Origin of the sequence: Crocosphaera sp. UHCC 0190, from assembly GCF_034932065.1 — a bacterium.
Classification (GTDB): Bacteria; Cyanobacteriota; Cyanobacteriia; order Cyanobacteriales; family Microcystaceae; genus UHCC-0190.
This window is the reverse complement of sequence record NZ_JAYGHP010000003.1, coordinates 358,191-381,003: the sequence shown is the minus strand read 5'-3', so window position 1 is coordinate 381,003 and position 22,813 is coordinate 358,191. Positions and strand designations below refer to the sequence as shown.

The 22,813-nt window shown below is 39.2% G+C and carries 21 protein-coding genes; 14 read left to right on the top strand and 7 right to left on the bottom strand.

Features of this window, described 5'->3' with window-relative positions; all coding sequences use genetic code 11:
• Positions 1-906: a 30S ribosomal protein S6--L-glutamate ligase gene (rimK, locus tag VB715_RS07410; protein ID WP_323300547.1), complete on the bottom strand. Its 906-nt coding sequence runs from the start codon at positions 904-906 to the stop codon at positions 1-3.
• A gap of 486 nt (positions 907-1,392) precedes the next feature.
• On the opposite strand from rimK, the gene ctpA reads away from it, so the two are divergent.
• The 7 genes from ctpA to VB715_RS07375 all read left to right on the top strand — a co-directional run bounded on the left by ctpA (position 1,393) and on the right by VB715_RS07375 (position 7,992).
• Positions 1,393-2,634, top strand: a complete 1,242-nt coding sequence (gene ctpA / locus VB715_RS07405) for a carboxyl-terminal processing protease CtpA (protein WP_323300546.1) — start codon at positions 1,393-1,395, stop codon at positions 2,632-2,634.
• A 165-nt stretch (positions 2,635-2,799) separates the two neighbouring features.
• Positions 2,800-3,588, top strand: a complete 789-nt coding sequence (gene xth, locus VB715_RS07400) for an exodeoxyribonuclease III (RefSeq protein ID WP_323300545.1) — start codon at positions 2,800-2,802, stop codon at positions 3,586-3,588.
• A gap of 20 nt (positions 3,589-3,608) precedes the next feature.
• A complete protein-coding gene (locus VB715_RS07395) occupies positions 3,609-4,913 on the top strand; it encodes a DNA cytosine methyltransferase (RefSeq protein WP_323300544.1) in 1,305 nt (434 codons plus the stop codon).
• 166 nt (positions 4,914-5,079) lie between these two features.
• A complete protein-coding gene (locus tag VB715_RS07390; protein ID WP_323300543.1) occupies positions 5,080-5,646 on the top strand; it encodes a manganese efflux pump MntP family protein in 567 nt (188 codons plus the stop codon).
• Positions 5,647-5,863: 217 nt separating this feature from the next.
• On the top strand, positions 5,864-6,514 hold the full coding sequence (locus tag VB715_RS07385; protein WP_323294169.1) for a DUF3318 domain-containing protein: 651 nt from the start codon (positions 5,864-5,866) through the stop codon (positions 6,512-6,514).
• A gap of 28 nt (positions 6,515-6,542) precedes the next feature.
• On the top strand, positions 6,543-7,541 hold the full coding sequence (locus VB715_RS07380; protein ID WP_323300542.1) for an anti-sigma factor antagonist: 999 nt from the start codon (positions 6,543-6,545) through the stop codon (positions 7,539-7,541).
• A gap of 58 nt (positions 7,542-7,599) precedes the next feature.
• Positions 7,600-7,992, top strand: a complete 393-nt coding sequence (locus VB715_RS07375) for an ATP-binding protein (RefSeq protein WP_323300541.1) — start codon at positions 7,600-7,602, stop codon at positions 7,990-7,992.
• Positions 7,993-8,069: 77 nt separating this feature from the next.
• Here VB715_RS07375 and VB715_RS07370 read toward each other — a convergent pair whose 3' ends face one another.
• The 3 genes from VB715_RS07370 to VB715_RS07360 form a co-directional block, all read right to left on the bottom strand.
• Positions 8,070-8,312: a ferredoxin-thioredoxin reductase variable chain gene (locus tag VB715_RS07370; protein WP_323300581.1), complete on the bottom strand. Its 243-nt coding sequence runs from the start codon at positions 8,310-8,312 to the stop codon at positions 8,070-8,072.
• A 90-nt stretch (positions 8,313-8,402) separates the two neighbouring features.
• On the bottom strand, positions 8,403-9,386 hold the full coding sequence (locus VB715_RS07365) for a carbohydrate kinase (protein WP_323300540.1): 984 nt from the start codon (positions 9,384-9,386) through the stop codon (positions 8,403-8,405).
• A gap of 60 nt (positions 9,387-9,446) precedes the next feature.
• Positions 9,447-9,866 carry a secondary thiamine-phosphate synthase enzyme YjbQ gene (locus VB715_RS07360; protein ID WP_323300539.1) on the bottom strand — a complete coding sequence of 140 codons (420 nt, stop codon included), beginning with the start codon at positions 9,864-9,866 and terminating at the stop codon, positions 9,447-9,449.
• 169 nt (positions 9,867-10,035) lie between these two features.
• Between VB715_RS07360 and VB715_RS07355 the strand changes: the two genes are divergently transcribed.
• The 4 genes from VB715_RS07355 (at position 10,036) to smpB (ending at position 13,051) form a co-directional block, all read left to right on the top strand.
• Positions 10,036-10,386: a hypothetical protein gene (locus VB715_RS07355; protein ID WP_323300538.1), complete on the top strand. Its 351-nt coding sequence runs from the start codon at positions 10,036-10,038 to the stop codon at positions 10,384-10,386.
• A gap of 36 nt (positions 10,387-10,422) precedes the next feature.
• A complete protein-coding gene (locus tag VB715_RS07350; RefSeq protein WP_323300537.1) occupies positions 10,423-11,931 on the top strand; it encodes an AAA family ATPase in 1,509 nt (502 codons plus the stop codon).
• 137 nt (positions 11,932-12,068) lie between these two features.
• Positions 12,069-12,422 carry a DUF1257 domain-containing protein gene (locus VB715_RS07345; RefSeq protein ID WP_323300536.1) on the top strand — a complete coding sequence of 118 codons (354 nt, stop codon included), beginning with the start codon at positions 12,069-12,071 and terminating at the stop codon, positions 12,420-12,422.
• A 161-nt stretch (positions 12,423-12,583) separates the two neighbouring features.
• Positions 12,584-13,051, top strand: a complete 468-nt coding sequence (gene smpB / locus VB715_RS07340) for an SsrA-binding protein SmpB (protein WP_323300535.1) — start codon at positions 12,584-12,586, stop codon at positions 13,049-13,051.
• Here the strand turns inward: smpB and VB715_RS07335 are convergent.
• Positions 13,028-14,095 carry an anthranilate phosphoribosyltransferase family protein gene (locus tag VB715_RS07335; RefSeq protein WP_323300534.1) on the bottom strand — a complete coding sequence of 356 codons (1,068 nt, stop codon included), beginning with the start codon at positions 14,093-14,095 and terminating at the stop codon, positions 13,028-13,030. The genes smpB and VB715_RS07335 overlap by 24 nt on opposite strands.
• 246 nt (positions 14,096-14,341) lie before the next feature.
• On the opposite strand from VB715_RS07335, the gene tkt reads away from it, so the two are divergent.
• The 3 genes from tkt to VB715_RS07320 all read left to right on the top strand — a co-directional run bounded on the left by tkt (position 14,342) and on the right by VB715_RS07320 (position 19,687).
• Entirely contained in the window at positions 14,342-16,354 is a 2,013-nt protein-coding gene (gene tkt, locus VB715_RS07330) for a transketolase (protein WP_323300533.1), read from the top strand.
• A 130-nt stretch (positions 16,355-16,484) separates the two neighbouring features.
• Entirely contained in the window at positions 16,485-16,913 is a 429-nt protein-coding gene (locus tag VB715_RS07325; RefSeq protein WP_323300532.1) for a hypothetical protein, read from the top strand.
• On the top strand, positions 16,910-19,687 hold the full coding sequence (locus VB715_RS07320) for a KGGVGR-motif variant AAA ATPase (protein WP_323300531.1): 2,778 nt from the start codon (positions 16,910-16,912) through the stop codon (positions 19,685-19,687). The genes VB715_RS07325 and VB715_RS07320 overlap by 4 nt, the downstream gene beginning before the upstream one ends.
• Positions 19,688-19,704: 17 nt before the next feature.
• Here the strand turns inward: VB715_RS07320 and VB715_RS07315 are convergent, their stop codons facing one another.
• Positions 19,705-21,639, bottom strand: coding sequence for an amino acid transporter (locus VB715_RS07315; RefSeq protein WP_323300529.1), 1,935 nt, complete (start codon positions 21,637-21,639; stop codon positions 19,705-19,707).
• A 106-nt stretch (positions 21,640-21,745) separates the two neighbouring features.
• A complete protein-coding gene (gene mnmH / locus VB715_RS07310) occupies positions 21,746-22,789 on the bottom strand; it encodes a tRNA 2-selenouridine(34) synthase MnmH (RefSeq protein WP_323300528.1) in 1,044 nt (347 codons plus the stop codon).
• Between the last annotated feature and the right edge of the window lie 24 nt (positions 22,790-22,813).

The window sequence follows — 22,813 nt, the reverse complement described above, 5'->3', positions numbered from 1 at the left end:
TTAATACTGAATGCGATCGCGGTTGCTTCCTGAAGGGGCATTTTTTACTAAAAATTCAATGATTTTAGTGGCTACATCAACCCCGGAGGCTTTTTCAATACCTTCAAGTCCAGGGGAAGAATTAACTTCCATGACAACAGGCCCATGATTAGAGCGAAGCAGATCAACTCCTGCCACTTTTAACCCCATGGATTTCGCGGCCCGAACAGCTGTAGTTCGTTCCTCTGGAGTTAATTTAACCATATCGGCCTGGCCACCACGATGAAGATTAGAGCGAAAATCCCCTTCTGCCCCTTGACGCATCATGGCGGCGATCACTTTTCCGCCAACCACAAAACAGCGAATATCGACCCCTGCGGCTTCTTTGATAAATTCTTGAACCAGAATATTGGCATCTAACTGACGAAAGGCTTCAATAACCGATTTAGCCGCGTTGTGGGTTTCCGCCAATACCACCCCGATGCCTTGAGTCCCTTCTAAGAGTTTAATGACGACAGGCGCACCACCAACGGATTCCAGTAACCCATCAATATCTTGGGTGGCATGGGCAAATCCCGTCACGGGTAAACCGATACCGTCCCTGGCGAGAAGTTGCAAGCAGCGCAGTTTATCACGGGAACGGGAAATGGCCTGGGATTCATTGGCACTAAATACCCCCATGACCTCAAATTGACGGACGACGGCGGTACCATAAAAGGTTTTAGAGGCAGCAATGCGCGGGATGATGGCATCAACACTTTCTAGGGGTTTGCCATTGTAGTAAACAGCAGGTTTATGGGAGGTAATATTCATGTAACAGCGAAGGTAATTAATCACCCGCATATCATGGCCTAGGGCTTCTCCCGCTTCTTTTAGCCGTTTTGTCGAGTACAAAGAAGCATCTTGAGATAAGATAGCAATTTTCATACAATTTCCTCAGTTTTGATCCTTAAAATTCACAATTTTTTCAGAATTTAGTAACGCGCTCTGCCCCTTTCTCTATCATCTCATAAGGGTTGTCTTTGGATATTTGAGTTAATTTTTACTGCTTTTCAGCAACAACTTAGAAATTTCGCAGCACAATGAAGATAGGGAAGTACATTTGATCAGATTCCCAAAGGAGAGAGGTCATGATTAATACATTTTTTTATCCTGATAGCATCACTTATCTGATTGTGAAACTCTGTGTTCTGTTTTTGGCGGTTTTACTATATTTGATGGTAACGGCAACCCCTGTCACTTAATTAGTGGTGAGTGACAATCTCCCAATAATTTCAACTCCTGACTTCATTAAACAGACGATGCCCGCCTTTGCGGGCTTTGCCATTGTCAATTTTGTGAGAATTTCGGCACAATAGAATTAGATCCCTGGATCATTAAAGCATTCGGAAACATCATTTATTAGTTTGCCACATGAGAAAACGTGCATTTTGGGTAACTCTTTTCCTTAGTTTTTCCCTCCTCTTCAACTTTTTTACTTGGACTCCCGACGCAGGAGCTTTTACAGAAGATCAAAAGCTTTTGCTTCAGTCTTGGAGACTGGTTAATCAATCCTATTTAGATGACACCTTTAATCATCAAAATTGGTGGTCATTGCGGCAAAATCTTCTTAAGCGTCCCCTCCATGATCGTGAGGAAACTTACCAGGCCATTGATGAGATGTTGTCCACCTTAGATGAACCCTTTACCCGTCTTTTGCGCCCTGAGCAATATCATAACCTACAGGTTAGCACAGCCGGGGAATTATCTGGGGTGGGATTACAGATTAATATTAATCCTGAAACTGGCAACTTAGAAGTGGTTTCTCCTTTAGCGGGATCGCCGGCCGAAACTGCTGGAATTAAAACCCGCGATCGCATTTTAGCAATTGACGGGATGGACACCACAACCTTGACTTTGGATGAAGCAGCTACCAGAATGCGCGGCCCCAGTGGGACAACGGTTTCTTTAACTATTTTACCCCATCAAGATGATGCTAGGAGTCGCCAGATTAATATTGTACGGGAAAGGATTTCTTTAAGTCCGGTTTTTGCCACTTTAGATAATCCAAATCATCAGCTACCCATTGGTTATATTCGTCTTAATCAATTTAGTGCCAATGCTGCTCAAGAAATGACGGAAGCGATCAATAATTTAGAGGAACAAGGGGCCCAAGCTTATATTCTAGACTTAAGAAATAATCCGGGGGGACTTTTACAAGCGGGTATTGAAATTGCTCGTTTATGGATGCCTCAAGGGACAGTTGTTTATACAGTAAACCGTCAAGGGGTTCAAGATAGTTTTACGGCTTTGGGGCCTGCTTTAACTGAAGATCCTTTAGTGGTATTAGTCAATCAAGGAACCGCGAGTGCTAGTGAAATTTTAGCAGGAGCGTTACAAGATAATGGACGAGGTATTTTAGTGGGGGAAAAAACCTTTGGGAAAGGCTTAATCCAGTCCTTATTTGAGTTGCCTGATGGTGCGGGTTTAGCCATTACTGTTGCTAAGTATGAAACCCCGAATCATAAGGATATTCACAAGTTAGGAATTGCCCCTGATCAATTAGTTACCCAAGATCCCATTGCTTATCAACAAATTGGGACAAAGGATGATTTACAGTATCAAGCAGCGATTAAAGTGTTGACAGGTAATTCTGTTTTAGCTAAGGCTGCTTAAGGGTTATTAAATTACCTAAAGTAAGCTATGATTAAAATACAAGACTGTTTGAACGGTCTTGTATTTTTTTGTCAGAAAAAGATAGAGTAAATTCTTGATATAACTTGGTTTTCAACGTAAACTAGATAAGGGTTATTTCAGTCAATAAAGCGGAATAGAAATTAGATGAAAGTTGCAACGTGGAATGTGAATTCAATTCGGACAAGACAAAGCCATGTAATTGACTGGTTAAAAACTAACGATGTTGATGTTCTTTGTTTACAAGAAACGAAAGTAATTGATAAAGATTTTCCGATAATTCCCTTTGAAGAATTGGGCTATTATACTTATATTTATGGACAAAAAGCTTACAATGGTGTAGCAATTTTTAGTCGTCAGCCAATGACGGATGTTATGACAGGATTTACCCCCATTGTTGGGGAATCTTTGTCCCAAGATTTTGATGAACAAAAGCGAGTAATTACAGGGGTTATTAATGATGTTCGTATTATTAATTTATATGTTCCCAATGGTTCAGAAGTTGGTAGTGAAAAGTATCAATATAAATTACAATGGTTCAAAGTTCTGCAAACTTATCTAGAAATATTGAGAAAAAAAGAAACTTATGAATTATGTATTTGTGGGGACTTTAATGTTGCTTTGGAAGACATAGACATTTACGATCCCAAAAACAAAGAAAAACATATTATGTCCTCTTCTTTAGAAAGAGAATCATTGCAAAAAATATTGACAATTGGTTTAAAAGATGCCTTTCGTAAATTTACAACAGATGGAGGCCATTTTAGTTGGTGGGATTATCGTTCAGGGGGATTTCAACGTAATAGAGGCTGGCGAATTGATCATCTTTATTTAACGGATAAATTGTATAAAAAAGCGATTAATTGTATAATAGATAGGGAGCCTAGAAAATTAGAAAAGCCAAGCGATCATACTCCTGTAATTGTTGAATTTTAATGTTAATTATTTGATTATCAATGAAGAAAAAGCGACCAATTGCTGTTGATTTATTTGCTGGTGCAGGGGGAATGACATTAGGGTTTGAACAAGCAGGATTTGATGTTTTAGCTTCTGTGGAAATTGATCCCATACACTGCGCTATTCATGAATATAATTTTCCTTTTTGGACGGTTATTTGTGAGTCTGTCGAAACCATAACAGCGAGGGAAATTAGGGATTTTTCTAACATTAGTAATCAACCGATTGATGTCGTTTTTGGGGGGCCTCCCTGTCAGGGGTTTTCCTTAATAGGTAAACGGAGTTTAGAAGATGATCGTAACGCTTTAGTTAAGCATTTTATCCGTTTAGTGTTGGAACTAAATCCTAACTACTTCGTCATGGAAAATGTTCCCGGTATGGCGATAGGTAAACATCAAAAGTTTTTACAAGAAATTTTTGATGTATTTGCTCGAAATGATTATCAAGTTAGAACAGATTATCAAATTTTAAATGCCGCTAATTTTGGGGTTCCACAAACAAGAGAAAGACTATTTTTGTTGGGAGCAAAACAAGGATTAGAATTGCCTAATTATCCTGATTTTATTACTCAATATTCACAACATAATGCTCAGTTACTTCCCAAAACTCCGACGGTTAAAAATGCAATTAACGATTTACCAGAAGTTAATAATTATCCAGAATTAACCTATCAAGATTGGGTAATTGCTGATTATGGAAAACCGAGTAATTATGTTAAAAACTTAAGAAATTTATCTCATTTAGATGATGATTATTCTTATTACAGAGAGTATAATCAGCAACTATTAACCTCAAGTTTGTTGACAAAACATACGCCGAAATCTATTGAAAGATTTAAGCATACTCTCCCAGGAAAAATTGAACCAATTAGTCGCTTTTTAAAATTGCATCCTGACGGTTTATGTAACACTTTAAGAGCAGGAACACCTAGTAATCGAGGGGCCCATACTTCCCCTCGTCCAATACATCCTTTTCACCCTAGATGTATTACTGTTAGAGAAGCAGCAAGACTACATTCCTATCCTGATTGGTTTCGATTTCATGTGACAAAATGGCATGGATTTCGTCAAATTGGCAATTCAGTTCCGCCTTTATTGGCTAAAGCTGTTGCTCAAGAAATTATTGAAGTTCTTGAAATTATTCCGCGCAAACTAACATCTAGACATAGATTAGAAAGAGAGGATTTATTAAGCTTTAATATGTCTCAAGCAGCACGATATTATAATGTCCATTCTAAAATTGTTGGAACAAGAACTAGAAAAATAGACAAGGAGAATCATGAAAAAAACCAATATATATTCTAAGAAATTATCGGATTTACAATGATTAAATTAATGGAATTGATAGCTTATCCATTTTTTTAAAACCATGAATAAATAATGAACAAACAATGAAAGAAAAATGAAAGCTTTTAAGCCCCAAATCAGCTAATGTATAGAAATAAATCAAAATAAGTAATGGTTTTTGGGAATGGAACTACTCAATATAAGTTTTTTAGGTTTAGGGTTAGCGGCTGATGCTTTTGCGGTTTCCTTAACCAGTGGTTTTGTGATTCAACACATTAAATTACATAAAGCCCTGAAAATTGCCTTATTTTTCGGTGTATTTCAAGGAATTATGCCCTTAATTGGCTGGCTATTAGGATTGTCTTTTAGAGGAATATTAAGCAGTTTTGATCATTGGATTGCTTTTATACTATTAGGGTTTATTGGGGGAAAAATGATCTATGAAGCGACCAAACTTGAAGAAGACAATAAAAAATTTAATCCTTTAGATACCTATACCTTACTTGCCTTGGCCATTGCCACCAGTATTGATGCTCTAGCCGCAGGGTTAGGATTATCTTTCTTAAAATACTCCATTCTTTTACCCTGTACCTTAATTGGGTTAATTACCTTTGGCTTATCATTGGTTGGAGTATTTATCGGCCATAAATTTGGAGGGATTTTCAATCAAAAAATTGAGATTATTGGGGGCTTGACTTTAATTGGAATTGGCACTAAAATATTAATTGAAGATTTGATAAAATTTAATTAAACTAATACATCCTTTGGAATTCTTAGATAAACCCTATAGACAATTAGCCAAAACTGAAGTAAGAGACGAATCAATTTAATCCTGAAAACCTATCCCCATTCTTTCCCCATTCTTTGCCCTCCATGATTATCATAGAAGAAGCGGGTTATGGTATAACACCGCTACAGTCTCAGGATAAAATTCCTTATAATGACAACTAAAAACATCAAATAGCCCTATGACATCCTATGTAACCTCGTCTGCTAGAGCGGAAATGAGTGAACTAAGGCGGTTAAAAACCCTCTTACCGCCAGAATTACAAAGTTGGGTCATGGTAGAAGGCAGTACGGAAATCAATCCACCGCTTGTCCGCTGTGAAGAACTAGGAAGAGACGAAGTAGAAATTCAAATTGACTTAGCCAAGTGGGAAAACCTGGCTATTGACCAACGAAACCTGCTATTTTGGCACGAAGTCGCCCGTATTCAAAATGACACCATTCCCAGAGAAGGATGGGAAATGGCAGCCCTAGCCATTGGTTTAGGGGGCGCAGTGGGAGAACTGTGGGTACAAGATGGCTTATTGTTATTATTAGCCTTATCTCTATGTGGCATTTCTGGCTATCGACTCTGGCAAAAAAACAACGGAGATCGTAAATTAAAAGAGTCTATCGACGCTGATGAAAAAGCGATCGCCTTAGCTACTCGTTTTGGCTACTCCTTACCCAATGCTTACAAAAGCCTTGGCAGTGCATTCAAAACCCTCATAGAACAAACCCCCAACCGCCGACAACGGAAACAATATGAGTCTCGTTTACAGGCTCTCAGACGCAGTGCAGGTCAAGCTAAAACCAAAATGCAGCAAGAAGAGGGCAAACGTCCCATCCGCTAACCACTCAATTGCTCAATAACGACAGTTGATGACTACTCAAACACCAGATACCGACTTTCCCATTGTTTTCATTAACAATCATCCTGTCATGGGGATGCCAAAACGCCTCACCGTCTTAGAGGCAGTTCATTTCAAGGGGGTTTGCCAGAAATTTTTGGCATCCCATTCTCTCCCTAGCCAACTGATTTTGGATTTCAGTCAAACTGAGTTTATGGACAGTAGCGGGGTTGGGGCGTTAGTTCATAATTTTAAGGCAGCCCAAAACAAGAAAGTCCAACTCATCCTTTATAATACCCATCCTCCCGTCATGGCTGTCTTATCCATGACGGGACTTGATGAAATCTTACCTGTTACCTCAACCCTGGATGCCAAGCACCAAACAATGAATGCCATTGGCAAAGGACAGCCCCCTGATACTCATCCTTCTGTTAGTTCTTGGATTAAACGTTTAATCGATATTATTGGCAGTCTGGTGGGTTTGGCTATCACTGGCCTCTTGTTTGTGCCGATCGCCATTGTGATAAAATTAGATAGTCCTGGCCCCATATTTTTTCAGCAAACCCGCTGTGGTTGGCTAGGAAAACGTTTTAAAATGACTAAATTTCGTTCCATGTGTGCTGATGCGGAAGCTTTGAAAAGAAAGATTCCCAACCAAGCCACAGGTGCTATCTTTAAAAATACCAATGATCCCCGTATTACTGGAGTAGGACGTTTTTTACGGCGTACCAGTTTAGATGAATTACCTCAATTCTGGAATGTGTTAACAGGGGATATGAGTTTAGTCGGGACTCGACCCCCCACCCCCGATGAAGTGGAAAGCTATGAAGTTCCGCAATGGCAACGGTTAAATGTTAAACCAGGAATGACAGGAGAATGGCAAGTTTATGGGCGATCACGGATCAAAAATTTTGAAGAAGTTATTCAATTAGATTTAAGATACCAAGAGAACTGGAGTCATTGGTATGATATCAAGCTTATTTGTAAAACTTTATTAATTGTATTCCATAAAAATAGTGGTGCTGTTTGAAAACAAAAATCACAACAATGAATTAATTAAACAATTTAGCCTCTCGGTCAGGACTAAAATGGAAGCATTGGAGGAAGTTTTACTGTGGTTTGAGAGCATTGCTAAACCTTATTTACCGACAAAGTCTTTATGGGAATGTAAACTCGCCTTAGCGGAAGGCTTTACTAATACTGTCAATTATGCCCATCAAGATTTATCCCCTCTTATCCCCATTATTTTAGAGATTTACTTCTATTTAGATTGGATAGAAATGCAAATTTGGAATGTGGGGCCACCTTTTGATTTACAGGAAAAATTAGCAGAATTACAGAAAAAACAAGGAAACCCCTTGGATAAAGAAAGCGATCGCGGTCTCTTTTTTATGCAAGAATTAACCGATGAGTTGGACTACATTAGGATTGAAAATCAACGGAATTGTTTAGTCATGCGTAAGTTAATTAATATCCAATAATCTCAGCCATTTAATGCTTGGCTATCAGTTTGAGAGAATTTTTAATTCTCTCTCCTGAACCTCTCACTGGAAAAAAACTATTCAACTGTTTCCATTGTTTCCATGACTTCTACTTCATGATCTCGAAAATGGGCCCGAAATCGTTTTTCAAATTTCACTAAGATAGGTAAATTGGCACTGACTGGTCTACCTTGCCAGTTGGTCACAATATCCATGATTTCTCCTTCCATTCCCTTGAGGTCAAATGGCTCTTTTTTATGTTCAGGATGATGGTAAACAATCACCGATTCTTTAATACGGACGCGATCGCCAACTTTCATATTCATTAACTCTCTATAATTCTCCACTCGACTCTATCAAGGGATGATAAGCAACCTTTCTATTCTTACATAGAGTGGGACTTGAGGCCATTATCCTTGCTGATTCTGGGTTAAAAAGAGGCTAACTTCTTCCCCAGTCGGTTGAGCCGCGATCGCCCCTGGTTGCGTCGTCGTTAATGCCCCAACAGCACTGGCATAGATGATCGCTTCTCTCGCTATTTTGGGGTCACTTAAAAGCAGATCACCCTTTAAACAGCTTTGATGAAGAAACCCCGCGACAAAACTATCTCCGGCCCCAGTGGTATCGATAACCTTTACAGGAAATGTGTCTATTTGTCCTTGATTTTTGCCTAAGTAATAATTACAACCTTTTTCTCCTGCCGTTACTAATATGCCTTGAAGATTAGGAAAATATTGGGCAATCTTTTGGGGAGTTTCTGTGTTCAATAACCATTGTGCCTCTTCCTGAGAACATTTGAGAAAATCCGATTGGTGTAATAGGGACATGATTAAGGGTTGGGCCGCTTCTAAATCCTCCCAGAACATTGGTCGCCAGTTAATATCGACAAAAATGCTAACCCGATGCTTTTTCGCCAGTTCTAGAGCTTTTTCAAGAGCTTGTTTACTGTTGGGATAGGCGAGTAAGAGGGTACCAATGACTAAATATTTGGCATTGATAAAAATAGATTCTGGTAAGTTTTTGGCTAAGAGTTGGGTATCAGCAAACTTATGGGTTTCAATCTGACCAAAACCCGCAAAATTTCTCTCTCCCTTTAGGGAACGAGTCACATAAACCTTTCTAGTTGGGGCGGTAGAATGCCTTTGAATTCCTGTTATGTTGATCTCGGTTTTTTCCAAGAGAGAAACTAACTCGTTTCCTGGTTTATCTTGTCCAAGACATCCGATAAATGCAGCCTGGGTTCCTAATTTAGTTAAAGCACAAGCTACATTGGCTGGCGCACCCCCGGCATAAGCTGTCCATGAGGTAACATCAACTAATTCTTTGCCTAATTGATCCGCAAGACAGTCAAAGAGAATTTCACCTAAACAAAGTATTTGAGGGTCAGAAATCATCTGAGTAAGATCACGACAAACAATAATATTTTTCTATATTCCTAACACATCTCTGCCTAATTATTCTCCATTAATATGTATAATTACTTCCCTTTGATGACTCCTCTGACGATGTTCCCAGAGATAAATTCCTTGCCATGTTCCTAATAATAATCTACCGCGAGCAATGGGGATCTGTTCTGAGGTTTTTGTCAAGGCTGAACGAATATGGGCCGGCATATCATCTGGCCCTTCTGTTGTATGTATATAAAGTCGGGAATCTTCCGGCACTAACTTCGCCAAAAAACTCGATAAGTCCCTTAAAACATCCGGATCAGCATTCTCTTGAATGATTAATGACGCTGAGGTATGACGGACAAAAATCGTGCATAATCCCATTTCAATTCCAGATTTAGCCACAATTCCCTCGACTTCACGGGTAATAAGGTGAAAATCTTTGCCTCTCGTCTGAATTACCATTGCTTGTTGATAATACGCCATTACTTTTGATCAATATAATTACCAATTTAGTTTAGGACAGGAAGCTTTCATTCCTTGGTTTGTTAAGTAATGTTACAATATTACTGTCATACTGGCTTAACAGCTTGACAGCCAAAAAGAAACTCGTTAAAGTAAAAGCACATACCTGGGTAACCTCAGCTAGAGTGATATGCAAGACAAGCAAAAAGTCACACTATATCTCCCCCCTGGAATTCACCGACAGCTTAAAATTAGAGCTGCAATTGACGAAGACTCGATGTCGGCCCTTGTCGAAAAGGCGATCGGGTTCTATTTAAAATACCCTGATAAGGTAGAAGAAGTGGAAGCCGCCGCTTATGGGAAAACCCATCAAGTTCATATTTGTCCAGAATGCGAAGCCGCCATGGTAATGCGAGACGGACAGATGGCCTCCCTCAAAAATCAACCCAGTGTTCTCACGGATGAATTTCCCCTGGATGTCAGGGAGACAGTGCAGGCAACCGTCCAAGTTTCTGGGGAAGAAGCCTTAGTTCCCTGCTAAGTTGCTTTACCGTTCAATAATTATTAGGTCGATGCCATGAAAGAAGAGTTAAACATACTCATACAGGCTCAGTATCCTTTAATATACCTAGTTACATCGGAAGAAGAAAGAGCGGAACAGGCGATCGCCAGAATCGCACAACAATATAGTAAGCAGCGGCGTATTTTTTCTTGGACTGTTACTCATGGGATGGTGGAGTATGGTCAACCTGGCAATACGACCCAACATAACACCGTTCATGCAGAACCCGCCATTGGCTGGGTGATGCGAGAAAAGGAAGCGGGAATTTTTATCTTTAAGGACTTGCATCCTTTTATTGCGGATGCCAACGTCACAAGGTCTTTAAGGGATGCCATTATCAGCTTAAGAGGGACAGAAAAAACGATTATCTTAATTTCTCCCCTGCAACAGATTCCCATTGAACTCGAAAAAGATATCGTTGTTTTAGACTTTCCTTTTCCCGACTTAAGCGAACTCAATCAAGTATTATCTCGTCAACTGGATCAAACCAAGAGTCGTCGGATCACCACAGAAGCCCGTGAAAAACTCCTCAAAGCGACCCTGGGACTCACCAAAGACGAAGCGGAAAAAGTTTATCGTAAAGCTTACGTTAAAGCAGGTCGTTTAACGGAAGAGGAAGTCGATATAGTTCTATCGGAGAAAAAGCAGCAAATTCGGCGCAACGGCGTTTTAGACTACATTGAAGAAGACGAAACCCTAAACTCGGTTGGGGGTCTAGAAGAACTCAAGAAATGGTTAAAACAGCGTTCCGATGCCTTCACCGAAAGAGCGAGAGAATACGGTTTACCCCAACCCAAAGGGATGTTAATTTTGGGGGTTCCTGGTTGTGGAAAATCCCTGATTGCCAAAACCACCGCCCGTTTATGGGGACTACCCTTACTACGCCTGGACTTAGGTAGAGTTTATGATTCAGCCGTCGGTCGTTCCGAGGCAAACTTAAGAAACGCCCTGAAGACCGCCGAATCAATTTCACCAGTTATCCTCTTCATTGATGAACTAGACAAAGCCTTTGCCGGGAGTGCGGGTTCTGCGGACTCTGATGGCGGGACTTCTAGCCGGATTTTTGGCTCTTTCCTAACCTGGATGCAGGAAAAAACCTCCCCTGTGTTTGTTATGGCTACGGCCAACCGTGTGGAGCGTTTACCAGGAGAGTTTTTACGCAAAGGGCGATTTGATGAAATCTTTTTTGTAGATTTGCCCGACTTGGAAGAGCGTCAAGCAATTTTTAATATTCACCTTAGCAAGCGTCGCTCAGACATTGCTCGCTTCGATATTGAGCAGTTAGCTAAGGTTTCTGATGGATTTTCCGGTGCTGAGATCGAGCAAGGAATCATCGCTGCGATGTATGAGGCCTTTGCTCAGGATAGGGAGTTTACGCAGCTAGACATTATTGCTGCCATTAAATCCACCTTACCCCTGTCTCGCACCATGACTGAACAGGTAACAGCCCTTCGGGACTGGGCGCGGCAAAGAGCGCGACCTGCCTCAGCCTCCGTCGCTGAATACCAGCGATTGGAGTTCTAACAAGCTTTCGCCTGCTCCCAACAGGTGGAAAGGCTAGCAATGAGCTAGCAGCATATCAAGAGCCGTTTATATTAAAACGGCAAATTCAAACCCTAAATTGTTGTTGTTGACTTCTGTTCTACTGGAGGAAATCGAAAATGTCACACTTTAGCACTCTGCGCACCAAAATTACAGATGCTGAAATTTTAAAAGCTTCTTTACGGGATCTTGGTATTTTCGTGAAGACCGATGCTGATGTAAGAGGTTATAACGGTCAGCGCGTTCGTTCTGATATCGTAGCTGTTCTTGATGGCGAATATGATCTCGGTTGGTCTCGCAATAGTGATGGTAGTTTTGACCTGATTGCTGACCTTTGGGGTGTTGCTAAGAAGCACAACCAAACTGAATTAATCAATTCCATCAACCAAAAGTATGCAGTTAACAAGACCTTAGCGGAAGTTAAGCTGCGTAATCTTGAGAAAGCTAATATCAATTTAGTTCTTCACAACTAAGATTTAGCGCGCGTTCCCAAGCTTAGGGGTTAACCAGTCGTCGGTTAACCCTTTTTTTGGCTCTGTTTATTCCAGTGAAATGGCAGCCCAAATATTTACATCTCTAGCAGGCAACCATAGCGGTTGCTTCTACCGGAGAAAGATGTTATCCTAGAAAGGCTATGGGAAATCAAGATCAAGCCGTCAAAATTGTTAGTGATAATCGCAAAGCCCGCTTTCTCTACGAGATTTTAGAGACTTATGAAGCGGGTATTGAACTCGTAGGGACAGAAGTTAAGTCAATTCGTGCCGGAAAAGTTAACCTAGCCGATGGCTATGCTTTAATCCGCAATGGGGAAGCCTGGTTACTTAATGTTCATATTTCCCCCTATCAAGCCAGCAGTCAATATTTTAATCATGATCCGCGCCGCAGTCGGAAGTTATTGCTACATCGCAAGCAAATTAATCAACTTATTGGACAAATCGAGCAAAAAGGCTTAACGTTGGTTCCCCTGAAAATGTATCTCAAGGGAAGTCTGGTAAAAGTTAGCCTTGGACTGGCCAGAGGCAAAAAACTTCATGATAAACGGGAAACCCTGAAACGTCGCCAGGATGATCGAGATATCTCACGAGCGATGAAGCGTTACTGATGCTGAGATTTCTTGTAATTTTTGAGCCACTTGTCCTTCGGTTAAGAGGGTTTTTGCTTGAGTCAATGCAGTAGATAAATCCTGACAAACACCACAACGCCAGAGATAAAAGCCACCATTATAAATAGCCAAATTCATCATATCATTAGGTGTACCTTGTAAGATTTGCTGCATTTGGTCAATAAGTTGGGCCGCAGAGATCAAGGGAATATCTTTGCCCCCCAAATGATAATCCTGGGGATGAAGATGGAGCCGCTCCCATTGGGGTTCCCTATCGGGTTGATTGATACCAATAATTGCAGTACGACTTTGAGGCAGATCACAACTGCCTTCTAATCCTTTAACGGTAGTAAAATTGGCAAAATCTCTTAGTTGAAAGGTTTCCCGAAAGAAGGTTTCTGTCGGGGGATGAACAAACCCCGACACAATATGAACCTGATTACTCGAACAGGGTGCCCACATCAATTCTAAGGTAGCTAAGGGGGGCCGTTTGCCAATTTGCTCCCGATAGGCTACTAATTGATTAGCTAGGGGAAAATGACGGGGTAAATAGATAAAAGTCAGTCCAGTTTTTTCTAAGAGTTGTTGACTATCGGTGAGAGATAACTGGGAAAAATCAACCCCTAACCCTTGCCAGATGGTAATTAAAGGCAATCCATATTTGGTTGGCATCCGATCACCTCCATGGAGGATTACCGGAACCCCTGCGGTGGCCAAAATAAGGGCGGTGATAGTCGTGACTGGAGCAGTGCGCGATCGCCCATCATAGGGAGTTCCTAAAACGGTGACAGGATAATCAAAGGTAAGGTTATCAATGTTTAGTTTTGGCCCTAATTCATCATAAGTATCGAGCATTCCTGCTAATTCTTGAGGGATGGGGCGTTTAATACGATGAACAATCAAAAAAGCACCAATTTGGGCGGGGGTTGCTTCAGCCAATAACATCATTTTCATGGCATCAGCAGCTTCAGCACGGGTTAAATCTTTTCCTGTGTGGACACCGCTACCAATTTTTTTGAGATATTCCCTAAATATATTGCTCATCACCCTTAAAAATTCTGGTTAAAACAAATTATCCCTATTTCGTTGAAATTTGGCTAGGGTATATTCTCAATTAAGAACTTTTACGAAGAGTGTCAAACCCTTTACTCGATAAAATTCTGATACTATATCTTCCCATCGTTACGCAAGAGTGGGATGATAATTACAAACCTTGGGGCAGCCTACCGCTAGCAGGTTCTTAACTCCATACCCATTGTTGTCTTATCGTAGTTTATTCCAAGAGAAGTTATGGTTGTTGCCACCCAGTCACTCGAAGAACTCTGTATTAATTCTATTCGCTTTTTAGCCGTTGACGCGATAGAAAAATCCAAATCAGGACACCCAGGACTCCCTATGGGAGCGGCTCCGATGGGGTTTGTCCTGTGGGATAAGTTCATGCGGTTTAATCCCAAAAACCCCAAATGGTTTAACCGCGATCGCTTTGTTCTGTCTGCTGGTCATGGTTGTATGTTACAGTACGCCCTACTCTATCTAACTGGTTATGATAGTGTCAGCATCGAAGATATTAAACAATTTCGTCAATGGGGATCTAAAACCCCTGGACATCCCGAAAACTTTGAAACTGAAGGGGTAGAAGTTACCACCGGACCTTTAGGACAAGGGATCGCCAATGGAGTCGGTTTAGCTTTAGCTGAAGCTCATTTAGCGGCTACCTTCAACAAACCTGATGCTACTATTGTTGACCACTACACTTATGTAATTTTAGGTGATGGCTGCAACATGGAAGGGGTTGCCAGTGAAGCCTGTTCTATTGCGGGACATTGGGGTTTAGGAAAATTGATCGCCCTGTATGATGATAACCACATTTCTATTGACGGCTCGACTGATGTCGCCTTCACAGAAGATGTATCTAAACGCTTTGAAGCCTATGGTTGGCACGTTCTCCATGTAGAAAATGGTAACACCGATTTAGCGGCGATCGCTAAAGCCATTGAAGAAGCCAAAGCGGTAACGGATAAGCCTTCCATGATTAAAGTAACCACAACGATTGGTTACGGTTCCCCCAACAAACAAAACACCGCAGGTATTCACGGAGCAGCATTAGGCGCGGAAGAAACCGCCCTAACCCGTCATAACTTAGGTTGGGAATATGAGCCTTTTGTCGTGCCTCAAGATGTGCTTGCTCACATGAATAAAGCCATTGAGCGCGGTGCTGCTTATGAAGCTGAATGGAATCAAGCTTTTGAGGCTTACAAAGCTAAATATCCCGCAGAAGCGGCCGAATTTGAACGCTATTTGAGCAATAAACTTCCTGACGGTTGGGACAAAGTATTACCTACTTTTACCCCTGAAGATAAAGGACTACCCACCCGTAAATATTCGGAGGGTTGTCTGAATAAATTAGCTCCTGTTTTACCAGAATTAATTGGGGGTTCGGCTGATTTAACCCACTCTAACTTAACAGAACTGAAAATTTCTGGTGATTTCCAAAAAGGACATTATGAAAACCGTAACGTCCACTTTGGGGTACGGGAACACGCTATGGGTGCTATCTGTAACGGAATGGCGTTACATGGTTCTGGTTTAATTCCTTACGGTGCTACCTTCTTAATCTTTACCGATTATATGCGGGCGGCTATCCGTTTGTCTGCTTTGTCTCAAGCGGGTTCCATTTGGGTGATGACTCATGACTCTATTGGACAAGGGGAAGACGGCCCCACCCACCAACCCATTGAAACTTTAGCTTCTTTACGGGCTATTCCTAATTTAACCGTATTTCGTCCGGCGGATGGGAATGAGTGTTCTGGTGCTTATAAAATCGCCATTGAGAAGTCTAAAAAACACGAACCCAGTCTATTAGCCTTGACTCGTCAAAATGTGCCTAACTTACCAGGAACTTCGATGGAAGGAGTTGCCAAGGGTGCTTATACCATTGTTGATTGTCAGGGGACACCTGATATCATTTTGATGGGTACTGGTTCAGAAGTAAGTCTCTGTGTGAGTGCGGCTGAAAAATTAACTGCTGAAGGTAAGAAAGTCCGGGTGGTTTCTATGCCTTCTTGGGAGTTATTTGAAGCTCAAGATGCTGCTTATAAAGAGTCCGTTTTTCCTAAAGCTGTGACCAAACGGTTATCAGTAGAAGCTGCTGCCAGTTTTGGTTGGCACAAATATGTTGGCTCTGAAGGTGATACCGTCAGTATTGACACTTTTGGTGCTTCTGCGCCTGGTGGAACCTGTCTGGAGAAATTTGGCTTTACTGTTGACAATGTATTAGCTAAAGCGAAGGCAGTTTTAGGATAATTCCTAATGACTGTGTTTAATCAATTTAAGCCCTCTAATGTTTTTAGGGGGCTTCTTGTTACAGATTGGGTATTATTTGAGTCGGCAAGTGTTATCAAACGCTATAATTTTGTTACCCTAAAGACAAGTTATGATTCCATTTACAGATCGAGAAATCAAAAACGCTTGGCGACAAAATAAATTAGCCTACCAGGATGTCCAAACAAAGACTAATGCTCATAGATTACTTCTATTTTATTCGGTAGAATGTGGACTAAAAGCAGTAATTATGAAAAGACAAAACAAAAATTGTACTGATTTATGTAAGAAGGAGTTTGAGGAGTCGAAACACAACATTAATAAGTTACTAGATTTTTTAAAAGCTGGTAAAGATTTAAAGCTACCTAACCAATTAAATATGAGGCCTTTAAAACAAAATGAAGAAAGAAAATTTACAGCAGGTGACATAAATCAAATGTGGCGTTATGGTGGATGTTCAGAAGACATTAAGGATGATGAACTAGAGAAAAAATTAATAAAAATATTAACCTGGATTGAACAAGAATTAGGTAGATTATGAGATTACTTACATGGTTAGATGTTAAGCGCATCATTGCTCAAGAAACTAATTATGGTAATGACTTACCTGATGGAATTATTAGAATTAGTTGCTTTTCTGATGCTCTAGAAATTAGTTTGACGCAAAAAAATGATAAAAATTCTGTATCTAATGTATTAAAAGAATGGTTTGGTGATTGGTATCAACAAGATCAAGAAATTATTCAATTAGATTTTGGTGATGCTCACTTACCTATCGAATTTATTTTTGATGAACAACGTTCAACTATTAATCTTTCAATTCGTCCCTTTTGGGAAGAAGTAGCTTATATTAATAATAGCAATCAACTTAATACGTTTCTACCCGAACCTCATGTAGATAAACCGAATTTAATTGCTTTTTATTCTTTTAAAGGTGGTGTAGGAAGAACTTTACACTTAGCAGCTTATGTTTTTGCTTTACTAGATAGAGCGAAACAATTAAATACTGCGGTTAATATATTAGTGATTGATGCTGATTTGGAAGCACCAGGATTAACCTATTGGAATAATTATCAAAAGGTTCAACCAAAGATTTCTTTTGTTGATTTTCTAGAAGTTTATCATTATTCTCCCAATTCAGTAGAAAACTCTTTAGAACTATTAGCAACAGAAATAAAAAAATCTGCTCAAAATGAAGGTAAATCAACTTTATATTTTCTTCCTGCTTTCTATGAAGAAAAACAGTTATTAGATACTCCTATTTTACCTGAAAATTTAGTTAGAAATCTAGGTGGAACTTGGGAATGTGGTGATGCTATTTATAATTTAGGTCGTGCTGTTGGAGTAGATTACATATTTATTGATCTTAGAGCAGGATTGAGTGAAATTTCTAGTCCTCTACTTTTTGATCCTAGAATTCAACGTTTTTTAGTGACGACTTTAAATGAACAATCAATTAATGGCACAAAATTAGTATTAGAACAACTTGGTCATATTGCCTATCCAGAAACTGAAGTTAATAATGACAATGAGAAATATTTTGATCCTTCCGTAATTATTAGCTGGTTAACCCCTGAAGTCAAATCTCTACCAGCTTTTGACGAAAGCATTACTAAATTGCAATCAGCTTATATTCAATCTGAGGATGAGAATTTATATTCAACCAGATTAGAAATCCAAGAAACTTATTTTGCTCAAGAATTACTTTATATTAATAACTGGGAAGAAGCACGAAACAAACTTCAGCCAACTTCAGTGATGGATATTGCAAAAATATGGTCTGAAGAACAATCACTAACTCCAATAGAAGAACAACCAATAACTCCAATAAAAATATCATCAAAATCAAAACAAAATATAGACTCTGAAAAACTTGAAGAAGTTAGAACACTAAGAGAAATTTGTCAGCAATATGAGTATGCGGAGCAAGGGAAAAGTGAAGAATTATTGGTAACAGAACCGTTAAAAAACTTAGCTATCAATTTTCAAGATAACTTACCTCATATTGTGTCTATTGGTTCTAAAGGGGCCGGAAAAACTTTTAACTATATTCAGTTATCACGATCTAAGTTTTGGGAAAAATTTTTAAATAAAATCGAGCGAACCAATTCTCAAATAAAACAGGAAACATATATCTTTCCTTTGCTAGAATCTAGAAACTTAAGTGATCAAGCTAAAAAAATTACTCGTGAAGCAAGGGAGCAAGTAAGAAACGCTTTAGGTGATAATTCATCTGAGTTTTTGCTTTCAGAATGTTCGGATAGAATCAAAACACATCTTAATTCTGATAGCTTAAGCGAACCAGAGTGGACAGAAATTTGGATAAGTGAAATTGCCAAATCCTTTGGAATAGAAATACGAGAAGAATCAAAAATAACCCTTTCTGAACTTAATCAACATCTTAAAAATAAATTCTTGAAAATAATTGTTATCTTTGATGGTTTAGAAGATATATTTCCTAATATTGCTAAAGATAAAAAAGAGCAATATGCGTTAAAAGCATTAATCGATGATCTGCCTAATAAGTTAGCAGAAATTAGACAAGCTAACTTAGGAATAATTATTTTCCTTAGACGAGATTTTTTAAGAAATACAATTAGTCAAAATGTGAATCAATTTGAAAAACTTTATAGTCCTTATGATTTAACTTGGGATCAAGACTCTTTCCTAAAATTAGCTTTTTGGCTTTGTAGTCAAGCTAAAATTATTGAAGCAAAAACAGATGAAATAGAAAAATTAAGTAGAGAAGAATTAAAAGAAAAACTTAAGCGATTATGGGGAAATAAATTAGGGACAGATAAATCAAAAGATGCTTATTCTCCTTCTTGGATTTTTGCTGCTTTAACTGATTTTAATGGAAGACTTCAAGCTAGGGATATTGTTCGCTTTTTATATTATGCAGCAGATATTACGATTGAAAAAGCATCGGAAGTACAATTTGAAAGATGGTCTAACAGTCGATTGTTACCCCCTCAAGCAATTCGTCGCGCCCTCAAACCTTGTAGTGAGAAAAAAGTTGAAGAAGCTAAACAAGAATATCCAGCTTTTAAAACTTGGGTTGAGGAAACACTCCCTAAATATCCACCTGCCGATAAAAAAATTCCTTTTGATGTCAATCAATTTAACTTAGATATACCTACCAAAAACATTCTTGAAGAAATGGGAGTAATTTATGAAGATAAAGAAAAAGATCAGTTAGAACGTTTTTATATGCCAGAAATTTTCCGAGAAGGATTAGGATTTTCTGGAAAAGGGGCCCGTCCTCGTGTCATTGCTTTAAAACGCAAAGTTCTGGGTCAAACATTCAAAGATTAGTTAATTTTAAAATACCCTTAACCCCCCACATGAATTGCTGGCCGCCATTCTGGTTCTTTTTCTGCTTTGCGTAATACTTCACGGGTAACAACGGCAATATCCCCTTCTCCAAAGAGCATAAACCGCATTAGATATTGAATGGGGTTCCCTTCTACCCAACCAAAATAAGCGTGAGGGGGTTTACCTGTTTGATCCCTGATAGCAAGTAAAATTGCCGCGATCGCATTAGGAACAGCCGCACTATTTGTCCGTAAAATACGATAATTGCCGACTTCTACCCCTGTTATTTCCAGCTTTTCCGTAAACTCAGAGGCATCAGCAACCTTAATTTCCAAAAAAATCAAGGAATCTGTGGCCGGAATATGATGATCTTCGCGCACTTGTTTATCTTTGAGATAATATTCTAGTTGATCTCCGGTATTGCGTCGGTTAGCAATCATCTGAATGCTTCCCTGACTATCTTTATCTTCTTGAATAAACTTCAAGGCAGTTTCATCGAAAGTTACTGCGCTAACCCGTAATTCCGTAGAACGCCAGACCCTAGAAATTAGGGACGTTATAATAATAGTCCCAATAAAAAAGGCCGCAATGCGAATCCCTTCTGGTCGTTCGATGATATTAGTAATGGTAGTATAAATAAACACTAGGGTAATTAAAGCAAAGGCGATAGTTCCCTTACGAGATCTGGCCGAACGAGAAGATAAGGTTACGGCAAAAGCTGCTGAACTCATCAACACCAGTACACCTGTTGCATAAGCTCCCCCTTGTGCTTCCACATCTGCTTTAAAGATCAAGGTAATAATAAAAGCGATCGCCGTATAAACTAAGACGAGGGGGCGAGTGGCTAAAGTCCAAGTCGGTGCCATGCCATAACGGGGTAAATAACGGGGGACAATATTCAATAATCCTGCCATAGCTGAGGCTCCGGCAAACCAGAGGATAGCAATGGTGCTAAGGTCGTAGATGGTGCCAAAAATTTCCCCTAAATAGGAATGAGCTAAGTAAGCTAAAGCCCTACCATTAGCAGGGCCACCTGTTTGAAATTTTTCTGGTTTAATTAATACTGTGGTGACAACACTACTACTTAAGAGGAAAAAACTCATAATAATAGCAGCAGTGGCTAAGAGTTTATGAGTATTAAAAATACGTTGTTTCGGATATTTTGGGGAATCTGTATTATGTCCTTTTACGAGAGGCATTACTGCCACCCCTGTCTCAAAACCAGATAATCCTAGGGCAAGTTTTGGGAACAATAATAAAGCAATGCCTAGCATTAATAAAGGATTACCATGATAAGTTAATAAAGCCGTTTTCCAGTCGGTTAAGGTGATGGGATGGCTAATAATTTGAACCATACCGAAACCAATGACAATTAAATTTAAGAATAGATAGGTTGCGACTAATAAAACAGCAATACCGATCGCTTCTCGAAAGCCTTTTAAGAAGACTGCCCCTAGTAGAGAAATTAAAATCAGAGTAATAGGAATAGCCTGATTTTGTAACAAATCATGTACTAAAGGATTTTCGATAATATGGGCAGTCGCATCAGCGGCTGATAAGGTAATAGTAATAATAAAATCCGTTGCGACAAACCCCAATAAACACAGCACAAATATCTTTCCTTGCCACCAGGGTAAAAGATGCTCTAACATGGCAATAGAACCCTCTCCATGGGGGCTAAGGGCTGCTACTCGTCGATAAATGGGCAATGCCCCGAATAGGGTGACTAAGATTAAAATTAGGGTGGCTAAGGGGGATAATGCCCCTGCTGCTAAGGCAGCAATGCCTGGTTGATATCCCAAAGTAGAAAAGTAATCTACTCCAGTTAAACACATCACCTGCCACCAAGGATATTGGGGATGATCTCCTGGGTGAGAAGACGGGTTTTCTCGTAATAGCCAACGGATAAGTCTACGACGATAATTTTTTGGGTAGACAATGGGACTAGCCATTGTGTGTGACTCCTATTTATCCCTGATAAATTATTGATCTATAGCCTTATCATAGTGGACTGAACTCAAAAAAGATGAAAGCTTTTCTAAAATGTTTCAACGTTTTTTATGATTTTTTGAGAGCTTTTAAAAATAAATCAGGCTCTAAAGTCGAAAGTTGGATTTTTTGGACTTGATTTGTATAGGTTTTTTCTAGGGATCTTTCATAAGCGGGATCATAATGAGTTAATAATAAATCTTCTACAAATTCTCGCCATTGTTCTTGGTCTATCCAACTGAACCATTGAACTATCTTATCCCATCCATAACGAGATTTAAGAAATTTTATATTTTCTTTTAATTGTTCTGGGTAGACTCTAAAATGAGCATATTGTTCTAACAAGAAATCAACTCTTTTCTCTAAAGGTAATTGAATTTCAAAACAAGGAGATTGTTTCATCTTTTGCCATAAATTAGGGGGCAAATAAACATTACCAATTTTATAACTTTCTGATTCTATCCAAATAGTTTTATCATAACAAAACATTTGTAATTGTTGTAGTAATAGAGAGTCAAAATATTTTTGAGAGGGTTGACTTTCCAACTTGTTTGTGAATTCTTGTCCTAATAATGAACCGCGATGATTGGCAATTTTTTCTAAATCTAAAATTTGATATCCTTGAGCAGCTAATTGATGTAATAAATAGGTTTTTCCGCTTCCTGTTAACCCACAAAGAATATGATAATTAAAGGTTAACGGTAAGGTTTCTAGTTGTTTAATCACATAATGACGATAGGTTTTATATCCTCCTTCTAATACGTTGACTTGCCAGCCAATTTGACTTAAGGTGATTGCTAAACTATTCGATCTTTGTCCACCTCGCCAACAATAAATCAAAGGAGAATAACGAGGTTGTTTATCTAAAAAATAATTCTTAAGATGATGCGAAATATTTTTAAATACCAAAGAAGCTCCTAATTTTCTGGCTTCAAAAGCAGAAATTTGTTTATAAATCGTCCCCACTTCTTTTCTTTCTTCGTTATTGAGAACAGGTAAATTTATCGCCCCTGGAATGTGATCTTCTAAAAACTCATTTTCTGAGCGGACATCAATAATCTCATCATATTTTTTTTGATGGTTAAATGTAACAGAAATAGGGGATATAGGCATAATTATTTTTCGATTTTTAACTAA